This is a genomic window from Thiorhodococcus minor, assembly GCF_010820565.1.
GTDB classification, from domain to species: Bacteria; Pseudomonadota; Gammaproteobacteria; order Chromatiales; family Chromatiaceae; genus Thiorhodococcus; species Thiorhodococcus minor.
This window is the reverse complement of record NZ_JAAIJQ010000067.1, coordinates 1-19985: the sequence shown is the minus strand read 5'-3', so window position 1 is coordinate 19985 and position 19985 is coordinate 1. Positions and strand designations below refer to the sequence as shown.

Below are 19985 nucleotides of genomic sequence, written 5' to 3'. Positions count from 1 at the left end.
CCGGTCTTGAGATCAAGCCACCTTGGGCATGACACGGGCGATCTGCTCCGCCTGGCCGATCAGCCGCACATCCCGCCGGCCACGCTCGGTGCGCCAGCGCTCGCGGCAGGTCGCCAGCGGCTCGGCGAAGGGCGAGAGATTCGGGTTGTCGGTGGACAGGATGAGATCGACCGCGCGGCGGTAGAGCCGGGTGATGTCGCGCACCAGCTCGACCGAGCGATCCCGCCCCGGCACCTTGAGGCAGTTGACGCCCGCGCCGAGGTAGGCCGGCAGCTCTTCCAGCCAGAGCGCGGGGTTGCTCTTGATGGTCATGTCCTCGAGCAGCGAGACCCCACCCGCATTGAGCCGCCAATGGCTCTGGCAGACGCGCAGACAGTCGCCGCCGCGGCCGGCGGAGCCGTGGAAGAGGTCCTTGCCGTGCTCATCGAGCTCGCGCTTGAAGGAGAAGTAGCTCGACATCATGCACTTGCCGGGGCAGATCTTGCCGCCGGAGGGTGTCTTGAAGAGAAAGACCTCGATGCCGACACCTGTGGTCGCCCTGATCTCGGCGATCTCCCGCACGCTCAGCCGATAGGGCAGCACCACATAGGTCGCGCCCTGCTCGGCGAGGAAACGCACGTCCTCGACATTGGTGATGCCGCAGCCGACGCTGGTGTGAACCTGCGCCTCCGGCACCTGGTCGCGCAGCAGCCGCATGCAGCCGATGTCGCTCACCATGAAGCCGGCCGCGCCCCAGCCCGCGTACTGGCGCACGCGCTCGATGAACATGGGGACCTCGGTCGAGCTGGGCATGGTGTTGACGACGATGCGCACCTCCTTGCCCATGGCGGCGGCATGGTCGATGAGGCGGCGGATCTGCTCGTCCGACATCTCGAAGACCGCGCCGCGCCGCGACCAGCCCATGACACCGATGTAGACGGCGTCCGCACCCTCCGCGAGCACGGCGCGCGCCATCTCCTCGGTCCCGCCGGGAGCCATCATCAGGACCATTCCGTCCTCCTCCGTCTCTTCTTATCGTTCGTTCGACATTCAGTGAATCGAACCGCAAAGGCGCGAAGGGCGCTCAGGAAGACAAGGGCTTGTCGTCGTGCAAGCCCCACCTGCGGAGCCGAAGCGACAGCCTCCGCAGCCCATGCCAACCCTTCGCGATCTTCGCGCCTTAGCGGTTCGGCTCATCCACCAAGCACCGGACACGCGGATCGAACCGCGACGACCCCTTCGCTCTCACCCAGGACCCCATCCAGCGCCTCGAAGAAGCGGCAATGATCCTCCGGCATTCCGGTGCTGACGCGGACGTGGTCGTCCAGGCCGTAGCGCGCGAGCCGCTTCACCAGCACGCCCCGCTCGGCCAGCCGCCCCGCCAGGGAGGCCGCGTGCGCGACGGGGAAGAGGATGAAGCTGGCCTGGGAGGGGACCGGGTTGAGCCCGCGCGCCGCCAGCCCCTGAAAGAGCTCGCCGCGCCCGACCCGGTTGAGCCCGACCGACATCCACAGGTGCGCCTCGTCATCGAGCGCAGCCAGGGCCGCCGCCTGGGCCAGGGTGTTGGTGTTGAACTGCTGGTGCCCGGTCTCGATACGCGCGATCACGTCGGGGGCGGCCACCGCGTAGCCGACCCGCAGACCGGCCAGCCCGTGCGCCTTCGAGAAGGACCGCAGCGCGATCACCGGCCAGCCCGCGCGCTGCAGATCCACGGCGTCCGGGTACTCGCGGGTATCGACATAGTCGTGATAGGCCTCGTCCAGGATGAGGGTCACGCCCGCCGGCAGTCGGCGCAGAAAGCCCATGAGCCGCTCGCGTCCGGACAGGGTCCCGGCCGGATTGGTCGGATTGCCGAGCACGACCAAAGGGGTCGTCTCGTCGATCTGCGCCAGCATGGCGTCGAGGTCGTCGAAGTAGCTGCGCGCCGGCACCAGCCGCACCTTGCCGCCGGCCCGCTGGACCACGCCTCGGTAGGCGGGAAAGCCCGGCGTGCCGATCACCACGGACTGCCCCGGCCGCACCAGGGCGCGCACCGCCAGCTCCAGCAGCTCACAGGAGCCATTGCCGATGGCGAGCTGCTCGCGGTCGACACCCAGCCGCTCGGCCAAGGCCGCCTTGAGCCGGGCGCAGCTGCGGTCGGGATAGCGGTTGAGGCCGACCATCGCCGACTCGATGGCGGCCAAGGCCTTGGGCGAAGGCCCGAGCGGGTTCTCGTTGGCCGAGAGATCTGTCGTCACAGGGGTCTCGCTCATGGCGCCATCCCCTCCCGCGCCGAGGCGGCGCGCCCGGGGGCAGGCTGGAGATCGCTCGGAGCCCCGTCGTAGTAGCCGATGATCGAGGCGAGCAACGCCGGGTGCGGCATGGACTGCGGACGCGCCTGCTTGAGGGCCCGCAGCGCGTCCCGCATGGTCATGCCGCAGCGCTCGCGCAGGTAGCAGAGGACGATGGCGGGCGAGCGCGACAGCCCCATGTGGCAATGCACCAGCACGCGCCGGCCCGCATCGACCTCGGCGGCTATCAGCTCGACCGCCCGCGCCATGGTCCAGGTCGACAAGGGCTCGCGATCCCTGACCTCGAGCCGCACCTGCCGCACGCCCGGCGTCTCCATGTCGAGCACCAGACTGAGCACAAAGTCGATACCCGCCTCTGCCAAGGCATCCGCCGACAGCGCATCTTCCCGCGCCCCGACCGCGACCTGATCGGTGATGAAATCGATCGCCATGGACCCTCCCCTCCTCGGAATCTGATTCTTGTTCTATCCGCGGGCCTGACCGAGATCGGCCAAGACTCACGGCGAGGGGAAAAACAGCAGGAAATGTACCTGAATACATTGGTCGGGCATTCTGCGGGCAGGGGCGATGGATCCGGACACGACAGGAAACGCACCTCGTCGCGCCTGTCGACGGCGCTAGGCGGCGCGGACTGGCGAGGTTTGCCGGCTCGGTGGCCCGAACCGCAATTGCGCGAATTTCTCCAACTTAAACAACGGGTACTAGGCTCGCCTTCTCCGTCCTTGTGGCGATGACGGCGACAGGCGGAGACCACTGGAGACCTCTGAGCCACCCACGACTCTCGAGCCGTCGCCCAGATGAGAAAGCAAGCGGGCCAGAGCAAAGGCAAGATGAGGGCTCGGCTTATCCGAGCTTTTCAGTCGTTCTCTTCAACAAGTGGAGGTGTGCCGCCCCTGACACAGGGGCACGGCCAGGAGGAATCTGAACTGCGGGAACTGTCCGGTCGCGCCAACAAGCGACGGCAGGCCGGGCGGCCTCCCGGCCGGATCGCATTCCCCCAACACGAATAGCGATGCGAGACTCGACCCTAGCGTGAAGTGACGGAGCCCCTTCGAGCAAGGCCCGCCAAGATCGCGTGAGTCCTTACCTCTGCGTCATCCCCAACACGTCCGGATTCTCGTAGGTTGGGGCGAGGTATGAGCCCCCAACCTAGGGCCCTTGGTCAGCGTTGCGGCCAGCCAGGCGGATGGGGGGCGAAGCCGCCATCGCCCTCCGGCCAGAAGCGGTTACGCGGGGGGCGCGGGCGATGTCGTTCGCAATCCATGATGCCCTTGCGGCACAGCGACTCGCGCCACTCGTACTTCACGAAATACTTGGCGACGGGATGGCGCACCGGATCGAGCTCGACCTTCCGGGACGGCGACCACTCCGAGTCGCCGAAGCCCGTGCCCGGGCCGGCACTTCTGGGTGCCATGGCGCGGTCAGCTCCGTCGGAGAAGGGCTCCGCGAGCTGGGGTTTACGCCGTGGCTTCTCCGGATAGGCGGCGACGGCGATGACGCCCATGGCGCTGTGATCCCCGAAGGCATCGGCATAGGAGTCCTCGGCATCGGTGAAATAGAAGCGGTTGACTCGGTTCTTCGATGTGCGCCAGCCCTCGTAGACGGCGCTTTCATGGGGGCCCAGGATGTACATGCGCTCGTCGTTGGCCAGCTCGGACCTGCGGCCGGAGATGATGTTTCGGCCATCGACCGCGATCACCACGCCCATACGACGGCCGGTGTTGTTACGCACGCGAACCGCGTAGTTGCGCTCGGGTTTGGCCTCGATATAGGCACGGGTCAAGGTGGTGCGAGCCTGGCCGCGCACCGGCACCTCATACTGGCGAAACTCCCGACCACGGTTGTCCACGATCTGCACATCGATCGGATCCCGGTCGTCGCGCGCAAAGGAGGTCGCCGGCAAGCTCACGATCAAGCCGATCAGCCCGACGGAAAGGGCGCTCAGAAGGCTTCGGCGCTTCATCTGGATTCTCCTGCTCACAAGTTGTTGGCGGGGTGGATCGGTCCACCATCGCGAAGATAGCTTATCCGGCCCTCCCTGAACTGCCCCTGAACGCGCGAGGGATGCGTCTGCGCCTTGGTTTCGACTTCGATCTGACTGCCCTACCTGCGGTTGGCCTCGGGCAAAGGGGCCGGCGGCAAAACAGGCCGAGCAGACCCGTAGCATGGACAAGCGAGAGCGACGCCCACCGAATCCCGCACCGGCGTTAGCGATCCCCTGGGGCGGTGCGGCAAAAGACAAGACCTGACACTGTTTTTCTGTTCTGTTTTTCTGTTTTTTTCTCTCACCGAGTGGACGCCGGCGCTGATCCGCGACGCCCTCGAGCGCGTGCGCACCGTCGATGTCGATCACTGGATCAAGGCGCATCTCGGCGACTCGCTGCTGGCGAGGCGACGACGCGCGCTCATCCCTGTCCGCTCTACACTAGACACGAAAACTACATGAACGGGTTGGAGCGGAAAACGGGGAAATCGCACATCCTAGATCCAGCGCATGCCGCTGGTGGCACGACCGATTAACATGATGGTCTCTGCCCATCCCCGCGTTCGCCTCACCTGATCCTCGCGTGGGCCGGTGTTGGCGTTACCGAGGTGCAGCGCAGGTCCGCGACGAGACTCTGGTTTGACTGCTGGCGGCCGGAGCCTGAAAGCTAACCGCTTCCCCCCAACCCACCCACCCACTCAAATACACAACAGACACATACCGCACCCCCTTCCCCAACCCGACTAGCACCAAGAAGATCCACAGCCGGACCCGCATGATCCCGGCGATGAGCGTTAGGGCATCCCCGCCGACGGGCATCCAGGCGAGCAGCAGGGTCCAGTAGCCGTAGCGCTGGAACCAGCGCTGGGCGCGGTCGATCTGGTCGGGGCTGAAGTAGAACCACTTGCGGTCGCGGAAGTGCAGCAGGTAGCGGCCGAGGAGCCAGTTGACGACGGCGCCGAGGGTGTTGCCGGCGGTGGCGGTGGCAACCAGGGCAGCGGGGTCGCCGCCTTCGCGCAGCAGGGCGAAGAGCACGACCTCGGAGTAGAAGGGGAGGACGGTCGCGGCGAGGAAGGCCGAGCTGAAGAGGACGAGGTAGGCGGTCATGCTGGAATCGGTGATTTGAACCGCGAAGGCTCAAAGAACGCGAAGAAGATGAAAGGGCTGACCGATATGCAACTTTCAACCACTGGGTGAGCAGGATCAGATCCGTAACGCATCGAAACCCTTTGCGCCCTTCGCGCCCTTCGCGCCCTTTGCGGTTCAAACCGTCTTCTGAGGCCCATCAGTCGGCGGCGGTCACCAGCCAGCGGAAGATGGCGAGCTGGGAGGGGAGATAGGAGAGGTACTCGGGGTGCCACTGGACGCCCAGGATGGGGCGTCCGTCGGCGCTCTCGATGGCCTGGGCGAGCTGGTCGAGGTCCCAGCCGACGATGCGGATGCCCTCGCCGGGGTCCTTGACGGCCTGGTGGTGCAGGCTATTGACGCGCAGGTGCGGCTTACCGCAGATCTCGACCAGGCGCGCATCCGCGCTAAGACGCACCTGCTTGGTGGGGAGCAGGCCGGGGCGGTTCTTGGTGCGCTTGCGCAGCGGGCGGATGTCCTGATGGAGACTGCCGCCCAGGACCACGTTGATGAGCTGGGCGCCCCGGCAGATGCCGAGCAGAGGCATGCGTGCGTCGAGCGCGCGGCGGATCCATTCCATCTCGAGCGCGTCGCGCTCCGGATCTGTCTTGACCTTTTCCAGGATGTCGCCCTGGTAGTGCTCTGGGCTGATGTCGTTGCCGCCGCCGATGATGAGTCCGCGCAGGGGCTTGCCGCTGGGCGGGTGGCGCACGCTGATGCGCTCTGCAGTGCCGCCGGCGAACAGCACGGCGAGCCGCGCACACCACCAGGCCGGCGCCCAGCGCCTGCCGTTGCCGGTTATGCCAATCCTCGGTCGTTCAGCCATGTGTCCATCCTCTCCACCCAGTCGCTGCGGCTGACGCCCAAGATCGGCCGCGAGGCGGCCAGGAATTCATCGCCCAGGGCGCGCAGGTCGTCGGGGCGATGGGCCAGCGCCTCGACGACGCACCAGAGGTTCCAGGAGGCCGCGAGCGACCAGTCGGGCCGCTCGATGTGGCAGTTGGGCAGCCGGTAGTGGAAGGTGGGGCGCGCGCCGATCTTGGGGTCGTCGACCGCGCGGCGCACCCGCTCCGCGTCCAGCTCGGCAAGCAGGGGCAGCATATCCAGGGAGCGATTGCGGCTGGCGTTGTGCTCCAGATAATCGCTGAAGATCTGATCGAGGTCAGGTGCGTCGCGCGCGAGGAGCTGGACGACATAGGCCTCGGAGTAGAGGTCGATGTAGGGGCTCACCTTGCGCGTCAGGTCGACCGCGTGGGACTCGACCAGCCACCACTGCAGCAGGGCGAAGGCGCGCAGATAAGCGAAGAGGGTCTCGGCCTCCAGCCGCGGGATCTCGGGGTTGATGTGCACGCCATAGGCTGCGAGCAGCGACTCGTCCGTACCGACCGCCCCGGCGCGGCGCAAGGCTTCGGTCATGGGATGCAAGGCGCCCAGCTCCGTGATCGGAATCGGCGGACAGACCACCTCCACGGGCACCAGGACCGCCGCCGCCTGGCTCACCAGCTCGATCCACTCGGCGTCCGACTTGTCCTCCGCCGCCTGCGCCGCCTTGCGCTTGAGGTAGCTCCAGTCCAGCTCGACCTTGAAGCCACCAAGCCCCTCGACCTCCAGCCGCTGCTCTGCCGCCGAAAGGGGCTGACGCTCGCCGCCCAGCCCCGACTGGAGCGCCTCCAGGGTCTGATCGAGCGAGAGCCCGGAGAATTCCAGCTCGAAGCCGACGGTCCGCAGCGCGCCATCGGCGTTGTGCAGACTCGGCGGCTGTCTGAACCCGTCTCGCCCGGAAGGACCGGACGCCTGCGCAAGACTCGGGTCTTGCCCTTGCTGATTGGTCATTCGCTCAGCCTGTCTCCGTGAAACCTAGATTCGGCGATTCGAACCGCAAAAGCGTCAATAACGCCAGAAAAACAATAGCTTGCCGAGGATGCCCGTAGGGTGGACAAGCACAGCGCAGTCCACCAACGCCGGCGTGGGATTCGGTGGACTTCACTCGCGAGACTGTGAGAGTCATCCAAGCGTACCGCGAAGATCGCAGATTGGTGTAGGTTGGGCCGACGCAGGGGGGCCAACAATCAAAGCGTTAGGCTAGCCGCCATGTTGGGCTTCGTACCTCAGCCCAACCTACGCAGAATTTCTTCACAGTCTCTCGCGCTCGTCCACCCTCATGGCCCAACTGACAATCCGGGGCCGAGCCTTGCTTCACCCTCTCGGTGAGCATCGCTCGGCAGACAAGATGTTGTAATCCTTCGCGCTCTTTGTGTCCTTTGCGGTTCAACTCCTCTTTGTCCGGTGAAATCCTCTCTGGTGCTCAGTGCACCTTGGCCCGCATCTGGTCAAGCAAGTCCCGTGACACTGGGACGAGCCGACCGTCGTCCTTCAGCGTCAGGCGCCCGCTCTCCACGCTGCCGAGCAGACCGGCGCCCTGAGGCGTCAGCCTGCAAACGTCGCCGTTGGCCATGAGTCGGACCTGGGGGATGTGGCAGGCGTCGGCGACGGCGGCGTTGGCGGCCAGGTGCCTGGGTGTGCCGTGCGCCGGGATGAGGAGGGGTGGTTGAATCCAGCCATAGAGCCGGGCGAGATCCCCCTGCGCCGGATGGCCGGAGACGTGGATCTCTGCGTCCAGGTCGGTCGTGACCTCGATGCGCAGCTCACGCAGACGCGCCTGGAGCCGCTCGACCGAGCGCTCGTTTCCCGGGATCAGCTTGGAGGAGAAGATGACGCTGTCGCCCGGGTCCAGCAGCAGATGCCTGTGGCTGTCCGCCGCCATGCGCACCAGGGCCGAGCCCGGCTCGCCCTGACTGCCGGTGCAGGCGGCGAAGACCTCCTCGCGCGGCAGGAAGCCGAGGTGACGGGCGTCGACCAGCTCGGGCAGGTCATCCGGCCAGTAGCCGGTGGCGCGGGCCACGGCGACCATGCGCTCCATCGCCTGACCGACGACACCGAAGCGCCGCCCGACGGCCTCCGCCACCCGCGCCAGGGTCACCAGGCGGGCGACGTTGCTCGCGAAGCTGGTCACCACGACGCGGCCGGTCGCGTGCTCCGCCACCTCGCGCAGCGGCGCGAAGAGATCGCTCTCCGACCCTGTCGTTCCCTCGACGACGGCGTTGGTCGAGTCCCCGACCAGCGCCAGCAGGGGCTCGCGCTTCAGGGCGTGGAGCCGGGCGACATCATAGCGGCGGCCGACGACGGGGCGGTCGTCCAGCTTCCAGTCGCCCGTGTGCAGGAGGGCGCCGGCGGCGGTGCGCAGCAGGATGGCGTTGGGCTCGGGGATGGAGTGGGTCATGCCGATGTACTCGACATCGAAGGGGCCAACCTGAAAGCGCTCGCCGCAGGTCACTTCTTCGACGACGGCATCCTCCGCCCCAGCCTGCGCCAGCCGGTAGCGCACCAGCGCCGCGGTGAAGGGCGTGGCATAGATCGGGCACCGCAGCCGCCGCCAGAGATGGGGCAAGGCACCGATGTGGTCCTCGTGCCCATGGGTCAGCAGGATGCCCGCCAGGCGAGCGCGCCGCGCGGTGATGAAGCTCGGATCCGCCATCATGACGCGGTGGTCTGGGAAGTCGTCGCCGCCGAAGGTGATGCCGATGTCGACGATGAGCCAGGCGCCGTCGTGGCCGTAAAGGGCCAGATTCATCCCGATCTCGCCGACACCGCCGAGCGGGAGGAAGAGGATTTCGTCTGATTTGGGGATGAGGTCGGAGGGGTCGTCGACGGCCATGGAATAAGGATAAGGGCAGAGGGGGATGGTTTCGATTGGAGGATTGCGCGTTCGGCCCGCGGAGCGGGCGGAATGGGTTGCTATGCGGAGTGTGGGGACGAGATGGAAGGCACCCATCGAATCCGTGCCTGGGCTGGTGGACTGCGCTGCGCTTGTCCACCCTACGCGGCTGATTTTATTTTGCTTTCTCGCTCCCACGCTCCGGCGTGGGAGCAGGTCAGCGACGCTCCAGCGTCGCGTTTGGCCTGCGGATCGGGGGGACTGCGTTGTTGCGCGGAGTGTGGGAGCAAGATGGAAGACACCCATCTCAAGCTCGCAAGGATGATTCCGCTGAGGGCGGCTCGCCGACATTCACAGTTGATCTCGGTCCGGCTTTTGAGCAGAGTCGGCCCTGCCCCCTTCACACACTCACCGAGACCCCCAGATGTATGCGCAAAAAGCCGCCCTCGCGCTCGTTACGCCCTTGCTCTGCGCCTCAGTCCCCGCCCTAGCTGTCGCGTCGGACCTCTCGACGGGCCTGGCGCGCTGTGCCCAGCTAGCGGACGCGGGCAAGCGCCTAGCCTGCTTCGATGCGCTCGCCGGGTCCAAGGCACCAGCCAGCGACGCCTTAGCGCTCACGCCAGCCCCAAGCGAGTCTGCGCCGGCCAGCGAGCCGATGACCGCGAACGCGGTCCCGGCCACGGGCGAGACCGAGATGCAACTGGATGAGTCTGACAAACGCCGCTTCCTTGGCGTGCGTCTCTATCGGCCGAACTATCTGCTGCCAGCGACCTACAACGACAATCCCAACCGCAATGTCCCGGAGACGGAGAGTATCGACATCCCCTTCCTCGGCGACGCCCTGGACAACGTCGAGATGAAGTTCCAGATCAGCTTCGAGGTCCCCGTCTGGACCGAGATCATGGACCAGCCGCTCGACCTCTACTTCGCCTACACCCAGCTCGCCTTCTTCCAGGCCTATAACCAGGAGTACTCCTCGCCTTTCCGTGACACCAACTACGAGCCGGAGGTCGGCTTCAACTGGCAGCCGGATCTGTCGGCCTTCGGCTGGACGCTGCGCTCCGTCCGCGCCATGGCGAACCACCAGTCCAACGGGCGCTCGGAGCCACTGTCGCGTAGCTGGAATCGGCTGATCGGTCAGTTCGAGGCCGAGCGGGGGGATCTCAGCCTGGGGCTGCGGATCTGGGCACCGCTCGAAACCAGCCCCTCGGACAACCCGGACATCTACGAATACCTCGGCTACGGCGAGCTGCACGCGAGCTACGACCTGGAGAAGCATCACTTCGGCGTCATGTTCCGCAACCTGACGCACCCCAGCGTCCAGCTCGACTGGAGCTACCCGCTTGGCGACACCATTCGCTTCTACGTCCAGTACTTCAATGGCTATGGGGAGAGCCTGCTGGACTACGACCAGTCGGTGAACCGCATCGGGGTGGGCTTCATGGTCAACGAGTGGCCCTAGCCCCTCGCGCCGAAAGCCTGGCGGGAGCGCTCAGGAGAGGAGCTGTGGCGGCCGATCGCGCTCCAGCGATTCCGGCCGCCGCATGAGGGCGTCCACGGAGGCCGGCTGACCGGAGGCACCGCGCGCCTGCGCCTGATCCCCCGGCCGCGTCGACAGGCCGTATTTCTGGATGCGGTATCTCAGGGTCTCCCGCGTCGTCCCGAGCGCGCGCGCAGCCGCGGTGACGTTGTAGCCGCTGCGCTCCAATGCGGTGCGGATGATGTAGCTGTCCATCTCGTCCAGCGCCATGCTGCCGTCCAGCGGGATGATGAGGCGGTCGCCCTCGACATTGGGGCCAGCCGGCTCCTTGGGGCGACCGTGGTCGAGCTGGAGCCACTCGATGGGAAAGACCTCGTCGCGCGCCAGGAGCACGGCGCGCTCGACGACGTTGCGCAGCTCGCGGACGTTGCCGGGCCAGTGATAGGCACGCATGCGGTCGTAGACCTCCTTGGGCACCTTGCGCACGGCGCGGCCCGAGCGGGCGTTGTACTCGTCGATCAGGGTCGTCACCAGCTCTTCGAGGTCGTCTAGGCGCTCGCGCAGCGGCGGCAGGTCCAGACGGAAGACGCTGAGCCGATGGTAGAGGTCGCTGCGGAAGGCGCCCTCGGCCACGCGCTCCTCGATGTCGCGATTGCTCGCCGCGATGATCTCCACATCGACCTCGATCTCCTTCTCCGAGCCAAGCCGACGCAGACGCCGATCTTCCAGGACGGTCAGCAGCTTGGTCTGAAGATCGAGGTCCATCTCGGCGATCTCGTCGAGGAAGAGGGTGCCCTCGTGCGCCTGCTCCAGATAGCCGCGATGGCGCCCCTTGGCGCCGGTGAAGGCACCGGCCTCGTGTCCGAAGAGCTGGGACTCCAGGAGCTCGCGCGGCAGCGCGGCGCAGTTGACCTCGATCATGGGCCCTTCGGCCCGAGGCCCAGCGTGGTGCAGAATGCGGGCGACCAGCCCCTTGCCGGTGCCGGTCTCGCCGCCGATGATGAGAGCGCTGATCGGCACCTCGGCGAGACGCGCGATCATGTCGCGCACCTGCTGGGTGACCTCGCTGCCGCCGATGTAGGATGCCGGGGTGTACTTGCGGATCTTGTCGCTGGTCTGCGAGCGCAGCCGCTGCTGCGCAAGCCCGGCGCGGCGGGCGCCGGCGACGACCAGCTCGAGCCGACTGAGCGGACAGGGCTTCTCGAGGAAATCGAAAGCACCCAGCCTCAGGGCGCGTACCGAATCGGAGACGCCGCCATAGCCGGTCAGCAGGATCCACTCACCCGCCGCGCGCGCGGCCCGGGCCTCTTCGAGCAGGTCCAGGGTATTGCCGTCGGGCAGGCTCATGTCCGAAATGATGACGAGCGGGTCGACACCCTCCTCCAAGACGGCCTTCCTTGCCTGTGCCAGCGTCTTGGCGGCGTGGACCTCCCAGCCCTTGGAGGCGAAATAGCGGCCGAGCTCGCGGCCAAAGGTGGTGTCGTCTTCGATGATGAGCAGGGAATCGGCCATGACTCGCGGTTCCTCCTGTTCGGCGCGATGAGCGCGCTGAAGTGGCGTCGCGGGGTGAGCAGCCGAGACACACTCACCCCGAGGTGGAGGCGCGCCTGGCTGGCTCTAGAGGCTGTGCTCGGCCGCCTGAGCACGGGGGGAGCGGGACACCGCCGGTCATCCAGCAAGACGCCCGGCGGGAGCGCCCGACCAGGCTCAGCCCCAACGACCGCCGCGGGCGAGGAAACTGCCGTTCAGCGCGGGATTCGTAAAGGTGGCGCCAGCGAAGCCTGTGAACAGACTGCGGATGCGCGCCTCCAGCCGCGACGGACCGTCCGAGACATCGGCGTGCCCCCAGCCGTCGAAATCGGCCTCCAGCAGAAGCCGGGCGTCCGTTCCCCTCTGCATGAGGGCGCGCGCGAAATCTTCGAGCCAAGGACGAGAATGGCGATCGTTATGCATGTACAGCGCTTTTTTCATCTTGGGTTCTCGGTCGCTTCCAGTTGGGAGATCGACTGGCTCTGTCTCTGAGCGCAATCGGCTCGGTGCCCGTGTAAGTACCAATGACCACGCGGACGCGAAAGAATTCCTGACGAATTGACTGAGCAATGCGAATGCCAGTGCCAGTGCCATCTACCCTCTTCCTTCGCCATGCCTTAGTAGTCGATCGCGGACCTTGACCAAGCGCGGCGGCGCGTGCCGAAACACCATCTGCACGCACGGATGATGCGGCGGCAGCTATCGGGGGCAGAGACACGCTAGCACAAAAGGTTGACAGGCTGTTTTCCACCGGCGGCGGTTGAAAACCACCACCAAAACCAGCGAACACGTGAAACGCCCAAACGGCGGGACGCGAGTGGAGACGGCTGGTTGCGCTGACTAAGGAGCTGTCCATGTTTTGTTTCCCGATTCGGGTCTCTGGTGACGCAGCTCCAGCTGCGTCACCCGCGAGGCGAAGCTCCGCTTCGCGAGTCTGAGGGTAAGCCCGGCTTTTGGCCTGGTGCAGGGGTCGGAAGTGCTCGGCGTCGTGAAGCAGCGCTTCGTCGCCGAGGTCACGAAGCAGGAGCTTCGTAACCAGAACAGCGGGAGGCAGTTGACGGACACTCCCTAAGCCGGCGCGCCTGGTCGCTCGAGCGCCTTGACGGCCTCGATCACGATGTCTTGGAGGCCGGCACCGCCCTCCGACTCGACGTAATCGATGATCTCGACGCGCATGCGGGGGTCCCAGAAACGCCTGAGATGACCGGCAATCTCCTCGCGCGCCTGATCGCGATCAGGCCAGGCGCCGAAGAAGTCGCCGATGCGATTCGCCATCTTGACAAGGTTTTGCATGTCCATGGGCAGCTCCGGGTAATAGGGAATTTGAACCGCAAAGCGCGCAAAGAGCACAAAGGATTCCAATGCGTTGCGGCGCGGATCTTGTGCACCTAGCTCCATCCCATCTTGTTCTTGAGGAGAGCGGGACGCTGGGAGCGTTGGCCTCCAGGTCAACACCTGTCGGCCTGGAGGCCGACACTCCCAGCATTGATGGCGCTCACATCAGTACCCGGATCGCAGCTCGGAGTCGAGCGCGGCACTCACGGGTGAACGACACGGAACAGGCAAGACTCGTTTTTTCTTTGTGTCCTTTGCGCCTTTGCGGTTCGAATTACCGAATCGACGCTAAAGGATTTTCCGGCCAGCGAGCACATCCGAGACCGGCGCGGCACCTGCCCGTAGAAGCCGCGTCAGTCCAAGATCGGCCCCGGATGAGTGTAGACGAGCATCCGCTCTCCACGTGCGAAGCCGACCAGGGTCATGCCGGCCTCGTCCGCCAGGCGCACCGCGGCGCCAGTCGGCGCGGAGACCGCGACCAGCAGGCCGATGCCGGCGGTCATGGTCTTTTGCACCATCTCGAAGCTCGCCCGGCTGGTGCAGATGACGAAGCCGTCGTGCGGCTTGAAGCCTTGCCGGTAGAGCGCACCAATGAGCTTGTCCAGGGCATTGTGTCGGCCGACATCCTCGCGCACCAATTCGACGCAGCCGCTGGCGTCGATCCAGGCCGCGGCGTGCCCGCCGCCGGTCTCGCGGAAGAGGTGCTGGTGCCTGGGCAGCTCCGCCAGGGCGCGGCCGATGGCGCCCGCAGCCGGGCGGCAGGTGCGCCGGACGCGGGTCGTCGGCCGCTCCAGCGCCTTGAGACTCTCGACACCACAGAGACCGCAGCCGGTCTTGCCGGAAAGGGTGCGCCGCCGCTCCTTGAGCTCGGCGAAGCGCCAGCCAGAGATGGAGAGACGGATCTCGATGCCGGCCTCGCCAGCCCTGCCCGGGTCGCAGTCGAGCATCTCATCGGCCGAGCGCAGGATGCCCTCGGTCAAGCTGAAGCCCAGGGCGAAGTCGATGAGGTCCGTCGGCGTCGCCAGCATCACGGCGTGCGAGATGCAGTTGTAGACCAGGGCGACGGGGACCTCCTCGATGACCCGGTCGGCACGCCGCACCACCTGTCCGCCGTCGAGCTGATGCACCTCGACCGGGCACTGGTCGGGCCAGTCCTCGATCGGGGCGTCATCCTCTGGTGTCAGGCTCAATGGCAGTGGGCATTCCATCAGTGGTCTCTGGGCTCAAACCCTTGACTGACAGGCCGTAGGGTGGACGAGCCAGGGCGAAGTCCACCGGATCCAGCTCCGGCGCTGGTGGACTGCGCTGTGCTTGTCCACCCTAGGTGATTGATTTGTTGTCCTTTCTGGCTCAAAGATCAGCCGCAGCCCGTTTCGACTTGCGCGGCAAGAGGTCCAGCTGCTGCTTGGAGAACTCCCGGTAGCGCTCCTGCCACTCGGACGGCTGATTGACCAGGACGACTTGCACCGCCGTGACCTTGTACTCGGGACAGTTGGTCGCCCAATCGGAGTTGTCCGTGGTGATGACGTTGGCGCCGGACTCGGGGAAGTGGAAGGTGGTGTAGACCACACCCGGCTGCACGCGCTCGGTGACGGTCGCGCGCAGCACCGTCTCGCCTGCCCGGCTGCTGACGCCGACCCAGTCGCCCTCGCGGATGCCGCGCTCCTCCGCGTCGTGCGGGTGGATCTCGATGCGATCCTCGCCGTGCCACTCGACGTTGGGCGTGCGCCGGGTCTGGGCGCCGACGTTGTACTGACTCAGGATGCGCCCCGTCGTCAACAGCAGCGGGAAGCGTTGGTTGACCCGCTCGTCGGTCGGAATATAGCGCGTCACCATGAAGCGCCCCTTGCCTCGGACGAAGGCATCGACATGCATGATGGGCGTGCCCTCTGGCTGCGCCTCGTTGCAGGGCCATTGGATGCTGCCGAGCTGTGCGATGCGCTCGTAGCTCACGCCCTGGAAGGTCGGCGTCAGACGCGCGATCTCGTCCATGATCTCGGAGGGATGGCTGTAGTCCATCGGATACCCGAGCGCCTTCGCCAGCTCCACGGTCACCTCCCAGTCCGCCTTGCCGCCCAGCGGCGGCATGACCTTGCGCACCATGGAGATGCGCCGCTCCGCGTTGGTGAAAGTCCCGTCCTTCTCCAGGAAGCTGGAGCCCGGCAGGAAGACGTGGGCGAGCTTGGCGGTCTCGTTGAGGAAGATGTCCTGCACCACCAGGCACTCCATGGCCGAGAGCGCCGCCTGGACGTGCTGGGTGTTGGGGTCGGACTGGACGATGTCCTCGCCCTCGCAATAGAGGCCCTTGAAGCTGCCGTCGAGCGCCGCCTCGAACATGTTGGGGATGCGCAGGCCGGGCTCGGGGTCGATCTGCACGCCCCACTCGCCCTCGAACAGGGCGCGGGTCGCGGCATCGGACACATGCCGGTAGCCGGGCAGCTCGTGCGGGAAGGAGCCCATGTCGCAGGAGCCCTGGACGTTGTTCTGGCCGCGCAGCGGATTGACGCCGACGCCCAGCCGCCCGATGTTGCCGGTCGCCATCGCCAGGTTGGCGATGGCCATGACGGCGGTCGATCCCTGGCTGTGCTCGGTCACGCCAAGGCCATAGTAGACGGCCGCGTTGCCCGCCTCGGCGAAGAGGCGCGCCGCGCCGCGCAGCTGCTCGGCCGGCACGCCGATGGTCGCCTCCAGCGACTCGGGCGAATGCTCCGGCAGCGCCACGAAATCGCGCCAGGCCGCGAAGGAATCGGCCTCGCAGCGGCTGGCGACGAAGGCCTCGTCGACCAGCCCCTCGGTCACCACCACATGCGCCAGGGCGTCCAGGATGGCGACATTGGTCCCGGGCAGCAGCTTGAGGTGGTAGTCCGCCTGGATGTGCGGACTCTTGACCAGATCGATGCCGCGCGGGTCGACGACGATGAGGCGCGCGCCCTCGCGCAGCCGCCGTTTGAGCTGAGAGGCGAAGACAGGGTGCCCGTCGGTGGGGTTGGCGCCGATGACCATGACGACGTCGGCGGCGAGCACCGAGTCGAAGGTCTGGGTCCCGGCCGACTCGCCGAGCGTCTGCTTGAGCCCATAGCCGGTCGGCGAGTGGCAGACGCGGGCGCAGGTGTCGACGTTGTTGTTGCCGAAGGCGGCGCGGACCAGTTTCTGGACCAGGTAGGTCTCCTCGTTGGTACAGCGCGAGGAGGTGATGCCGCCGACGGCGCCGCGTCCGTGCTCCGCCTGGATGCGCTTGAATTCGGAGGCGGCGTAGTCCAGCGCCTCCTCCCAGCTCACCGGCTGCCAGGGGTCCTGGATATGCTTGCGGATCATGGGCGTGGTGATGCGATCCGGATGGGTCGCATAGCCCCAGGCGAAGCGGCCCTTGACGCAGGAGTGGCCGTGGTTGGCCTGGCCGTCTTTCCAGGGCGTCATGCGCACGACCTGGTTTCCTTTCATTTCAGCCTTGAAGCCGCAGCCGACGCCGCAGTAGGCGCAGGTCGTCACGACCGACGTCTCGGCCTGGCCCAGCTCGATGACCGACTTCTCCATCAGGGTCGCCGTGGGGCAGGCCTGGACGCAGGCCCCGCAGGAGACGCATTCGGAGGTCATGAAGGGCTCGTCCTGACCGGCGGCGACATGAGACGCGAAACCGCGGCCCGAGATGGTGAGGGCGAAGGTCCCCTGCACCTCCTCGCAGGCCCGCACGCAGCGGCTGCAGACGATGCACTTGGCGGCATCGAAGGTGAAGTAGGGGTTGGATTCGTCCTTGGGCTTGGCCGACTCGGCGTCGAAGTGGTTCTCACCGTCCATGCCATAGCGCACCTCGCGCAGGCCGACGACGCCGGCCATGTCCTGCAGCTCGCAGTTGCCGTTGGCGGAGCAAGTCAGGCAGTCGAGCGGATGGTCCGAGATGTAGAGCTCCATGACGTTGCGCCGAAGCTCCATGAGCTCGGGCGACTGGGTGCGCACCTGCATCCCCTCCTCCGCCAGCGTGGTGCAGGAGGCCGGGTAGCCGCGCTTGCCGGCGATCTCGACCAGGCAAAGGCGGCAGGAGCCGAAGGGCTCGATGCTGTCGGTCGCGCACAGCTTGGGGATGGGGACCCCGTTCTCCTCCGCCGCGCGCATGATCGAGGTGCCCTCGGGCACCGAGACCGGCTGGCCGTCGATGGTGAGATTGACCCAGTGCTCGCTGACGCGGGCCGGGGTTCCGTAGTCGAGGTCACGATGCAGGGACATGGATCTGACTCCCGCGAGCCGGGCTCGCGTCATTGCTATCTCGCTCCCACGCTCCGCGTAGGAATGCAAGCCGCCCGCTCTGCGGGCCGGGTCACGACGCTGGAGCGTCGCTGACGGACTCCCATGCTGGAGCCTGGGAGCCAGAGCGCCAGGTCAGGCCGCCCGCGCCGAGGGGTGAATCCCGAAATCTTCCGGGAAGTGCTTGACGGCCGAGAGCACCGGATAGGGCGCCATGCCCCCCATGGCGCAAAGCGAGCCCTTGATCATGGTGTCGCACAAAGAGTCCAGCAGGGCGAGGTTCTTGGCGCGATCCTGGTCGGCGATGATGCGGTCGATGACCTCGACCCCGCGCTGGGAGCCGATCCGACAGGGCGTGCACTTGCCGCAGGACTCGATGACGCAGAACTCCATGGCGTAGCGCGCCATCTGGGCCATGTCGACGCTGTCGTCGAAGGCGACGATGCCGCCGTGGCCGATCATGGCGCCCATCTTGGTGTATTCCTCGTAGTCGAGCGGGACGTCGAACTGCGACTCGAGGATATAGGCACCCAGCGGGCCGCCGACCTGGACGGCACGGATCGGCCGGCCGCTCGCGGAGCCGCCGCCATAGTCGTAGAGCAGCTGGCGCAGCGTCAGCCCGAAGGCCTTCTCGACCAGGCCGCCGTGGCGGATGTTGCCGGCGAGCTGGAACGGCAGGGTGCCGTGCGAGCGCCCGACGCCGAAGTCGCGATAGAAGCCGGCGCCCTGGGCCAGGATGATGGGCACCGAGGCCAGGCTCATGACGTTGTTGATGACCGTGGGCCGCCCGAAGAGGCCTGAGATGGCCGGCAAGGGCGGCTTGTAGCGGACCAGCCCGCGCTTGCCCTCCAGGCTCTCCAGCATGGCGGTCTCTTCGCCGCAGATGTAGGCGCCGGCGCCCATGCGGACCTCCAGCTCGAAGGCGCGTCCGGAGCCGCAGACGTCCGGCCCCAGATAGCCGGCATCCCGCGCCTTGGCAATGGCGCACTGCAGCGTCTTCTGCGCGTGGGGATATTCGGAGCGGTTGTAGATGTAGCCCTGGGTCGCGCCCACGGCGAGCGCGGCAATGGTCATGCCCTCGATGAGGCAGAAGGGATCGCCTTCCATGAGCATGCGGTCGGAGAAGGTGCCGGAGTCGCCCTCGTCGGCATTGCAGACGACATACTTCCGATCCGCCTCCGCGTCTAGCACCGTCTTCCATTTGACCCCGGTGGGGAAGGCCGCTCCGCCGCGGCCGCGCAGGCCGGAGTCGGTCACCTCTTTGACGATCTCCGCCGACGACATCCCGAGCGCCCGCTCCAGGCCGGCGAATCCGCCGTTGGCGCGGTAGTGGTCGAGGTCGAGCGGATCGCCCAGACCGACGCGGGCGAAGGTGAGCCGCTCCTGGCCCGCCAGATAGGGGATGTGATCCGTCAGGCCATGCCCGAGGCGGTGGGGTCGTCCGTCGAGGAAGCCTTTGTCGAACAGCTCGGGCACATCCTTGGGTGTCACCGGGCCATAGGCGATGCGTCCGGCCGGCGTCTCGACCTCGACCATGGGCTCCAGCCACATGAGGCCGCGCGAGCCGTTGCGGACCAGCTCGACGGCATCGCCGCGCCGCTCGGCCTCCGCCTGGATGGCCCGCGCCACGGCGTCCGCGCCGACCGAAAGCGCGCTCGAATCGCAGGGGACGAAGAGACGCATGCTCATGCCGCCGCCTCCGCGCCGCGCAGCTCGGCCATGAGTGCATCGAAGCCGTCTGCGCTGACACGCCCATGCACATCGTCGTCGACACGGATGGCCGGCGAGCAGGCGCAGTTGCCGAGGCAGTAGACGGGCTCCAGCGTAACGGCGCCATCATCCGTCGTCTGATGGAAATTCACGCCGAGCTCGGCGCGCGCATGGGCCTCGAGCGCCTGCCCCCCCATCGCCTGGCAGGACTCGGCCCGGCAGATCTGGACGACGTGCCGGCCCGGGGGTGTGCGGCGAAACTCGTGGTAGAAATCCAGGACACCCTGCACCTCGGCCCGTGACACATTGAGGGCGCTCGCGACGAGCGGCACCGCCTCGGCCGGGATCCAGCCGAGCTTGTGCTGAATGGCATGCAGCGTCGGCAGCATGGCGCCCGGCAGGTCGGCATGCTCGCGGATGATGCCGGACACGGCGTCCAGGTCGATGGGCTGGGCAGTCGGCATGGGGTCTCTCTCGGTGGTCAGTGGTCTGTGGTCTGTGGTCTGTGGTCAGGGGTGAGTTGGGTGGGCGGAGGGCTGTCTTTGGTGGCGGGGCGGTGGTGGGGGGGAGCGAGGTGTAGGGCTGGCTGGGGGGGGG

At 66.8% G+C, this 19985-nt stretch carries 16 protein-coding genes; 1 reads left to right on the top strand and 15 read right to left on the bottom strand.

Going from position 1 to position 19985, the window contains the following annotated elements:
- Positions 1 to 12: 12 nt before the first annotated feature.
- The 8 genes from G3446_RS18890 to G3446_RS18855 all read right to left on the bottom strand — a co-directional run bounded on the left by G3446_RS18890 (position 13) and on the right by G3446_RS18855 (position 9094).
- A complete protein-coding gene (locus tag G3446_RS18890) occupies positions 13 to 990 on the bottom strand; it encodes a peptidase U32 family protein (protein ID WP_164454390.1) in 978 nt (325 codons plus the stop codon).
- A 182-nt stretch (positions 991 to 1172) separates the two neighbouring features.
- A complete protein-coding gene (locus tag G3446_RS18885) occupies positions 1173 to 2231 on the bottom strand; it encodes a pyridoxal phosphate-dependent aminotransferase (RefSeq protein ID WP_164454389.1) in 1059 nt (352 codons plus the stop codon).
- Entirely contained in the window at positions 2228 to 2701 is a 474-nt protein-coding gene (locus tag G3446_RS18880) for a dual specificity protein phosphatase family protein (RefSeq protein ID WP_164454388.1), read from the bottom strand. Before G3446_RS18880 ends, G3446_RS18885 begins: the two co-directional genes overlap by 4 nt.
- Before the next feature lie 731 nt (positions 2702 to 3432).
- The gene (locus G3446_RS18875; protein ID WP_164454387.1) at positions 3433 to 4233 is read right to left on the bottom strand and encodes a hypothetical protein; all 801 of its coding nucleotides are present in this window, start codon (positions 4231 to 4233) and stop codon (positions 3433 to 3435) included.
- 621 nt (positions 4234 to 4854) lie between these two features.
- Complete coding sequence (locus G3446_RS18870; RefSeq protein ID WP_164454386.1) at positions 4855 to 5361, bottom strand: YqaA family protein; 507 nt, start codon at positions 5359 to 5361, stop codon at positions 4855 to 4857.
- Between the two features lie 178 nt (positions 5362 to 5539).
- Positions 5540 to 6205, bottom strand: coding sequence for a gamma-glutamyl-gamma-aminobutyrate hydrolase family protein (locus G3446_RS18865; protein WP_164454385.1), 666 nt, complete (start codon positions 6203 to 6205; stop codon positions 5540 to 5542).
- Positions 6178 to 7212, bottom strand: coding sequence for an amidoligase family protein (locus G3446_RS18860; RefSeq protein ID WP_164454384.1), 1035 nt, complete (start codon positions 7210 to 7212; stop codon positions 6178 to 6180). Before G3446_RS18860 ends, G3446_RS18865 begins: the two co-directional genes overlap by 28 nt.
- A gap of 472 nt (positions 7213 to 7684) precedes the next feature.
- A complete protein-coding gene (locus G3446_RS18855) occupies positions 7685 to 9094 on the bottom strand; it encodes a ribonuclease J (protein WP_164454383.1) in 1410 nt (469 codons plus the stop codon).
- 424 nt (positions 9095 to 9518) lie between these two features.
- Here G3446_RS18855 and G3446_RS18850 point away from each other — a divergent pair, with 424 nt between their 5' ends.
- The gene (locus G3446_RS18850; protein WP_164454382.1) at positions 9519 to 10556 is read left to right on the top strand and encodes a phospholipase A; all 1038 of its coding nucleotides are present in this window, start codon (positions 9519 to 9521) and stop codon (positions 10554 to 10556) included.
- A 30-nt stretch (positions 10557 to 10586) separates the two neighbouring features.
- Here G3446_RS18850 and G3446_RS18845 read toward each other — a convergent pair whose 3' ends face one another.
- From G3446_RS18845 to G3446_RS18815, 7 genes are all read right to left on the bottom strand, one after another.
- A complete protein-coding gene (locus G3446_RS18845) occupies positions 10587 to 12086 on the bottom strand; it encodes a sigma-54-dependent transcriptional regulator (RefSeq protein ID WP_164454381.1) in 1500 nt (499 codons plus the stop codon).
- Positions 12087 to 12281: 195 nt separating this feature from the next.
- Positions 12282 to 12545 (bottom strand): hypothetical protein, encoded by a 264-nt coding sequence (locus G3446_RS18840; RefSeq protein WP_164454380.1) that lies wholly within the window; start codon positions 12543 to 12545, stop codon positions 12282 to 12284.
- A 627-nt stretch (positions 12546 to 13172) separates the two neighbouring features.
- A complete protein-coding gene (locus tag G3446_RS18835) occupies positions 13173 to 13502 on the bottom strand; it encodes a formate dehydrogenase subunit delta (RefSeq protein WP_245232595.1) in 330 nt (109 codons plus the stop codon).
- Between the two features lie 290 nt (positions 13503 to 13792).
- Positions 13793 to 14647: a formate dehydrogenase accessory sulfurtransferase FdhD gene (fdhD, locus tag G3446_RS18830; RefSeq protein ID WP_164454379.1), complete on the bottom strand. Its 855-nt coding sequence runs from the start codon at positions 14645 to 14647 to the stop codon at positions 13793 to 13795.
- Between the two features lie 142 nt (positions 14648 to 14789).
- A complete protein-coding gene (gene fdhF, locus G3446_RS18825; protein ID WP_164454378.1) occupies positions 14790 to 17660 on the bottom strand; it encodes a formate dehydrogenase subunit alpha in 2871 nt (956 codons plus the stop codon).
- A 153-nt stretch (positions 17661 to 17813) separates the two neighbouring features.
- Positions 17814 to 19367 (bottom strand): formate dehydrogenase beta subunit, encoded by a 1554-nt coding sequence (locus G3446_RS18820; RefSeq protein ID WP_164454377.1) that lies wholly within the window; start codon positions 19365 to 19367, stop codon positions 17814 to 17816.
- Positions 19364 to 19852 carry a formate dehydrogenase subunit gamma gene (locus G3446_RS18815; RefSeq protein WP_164454376.1) on the bottom strand — a complete coding sequence of 163 codons (489 nt, stop codon included), beginning with the start codon at positions 19850 to 19852 and terminating at the stop codon, positions 19364 to 19366. The genes G3446_RS18820 and G3446_RS18815 overlap by 4 nt, the downstream gene beginning before the upstream one ends.
- Positions 19853 to 19985: the final 133 nt, after the last annotated feature.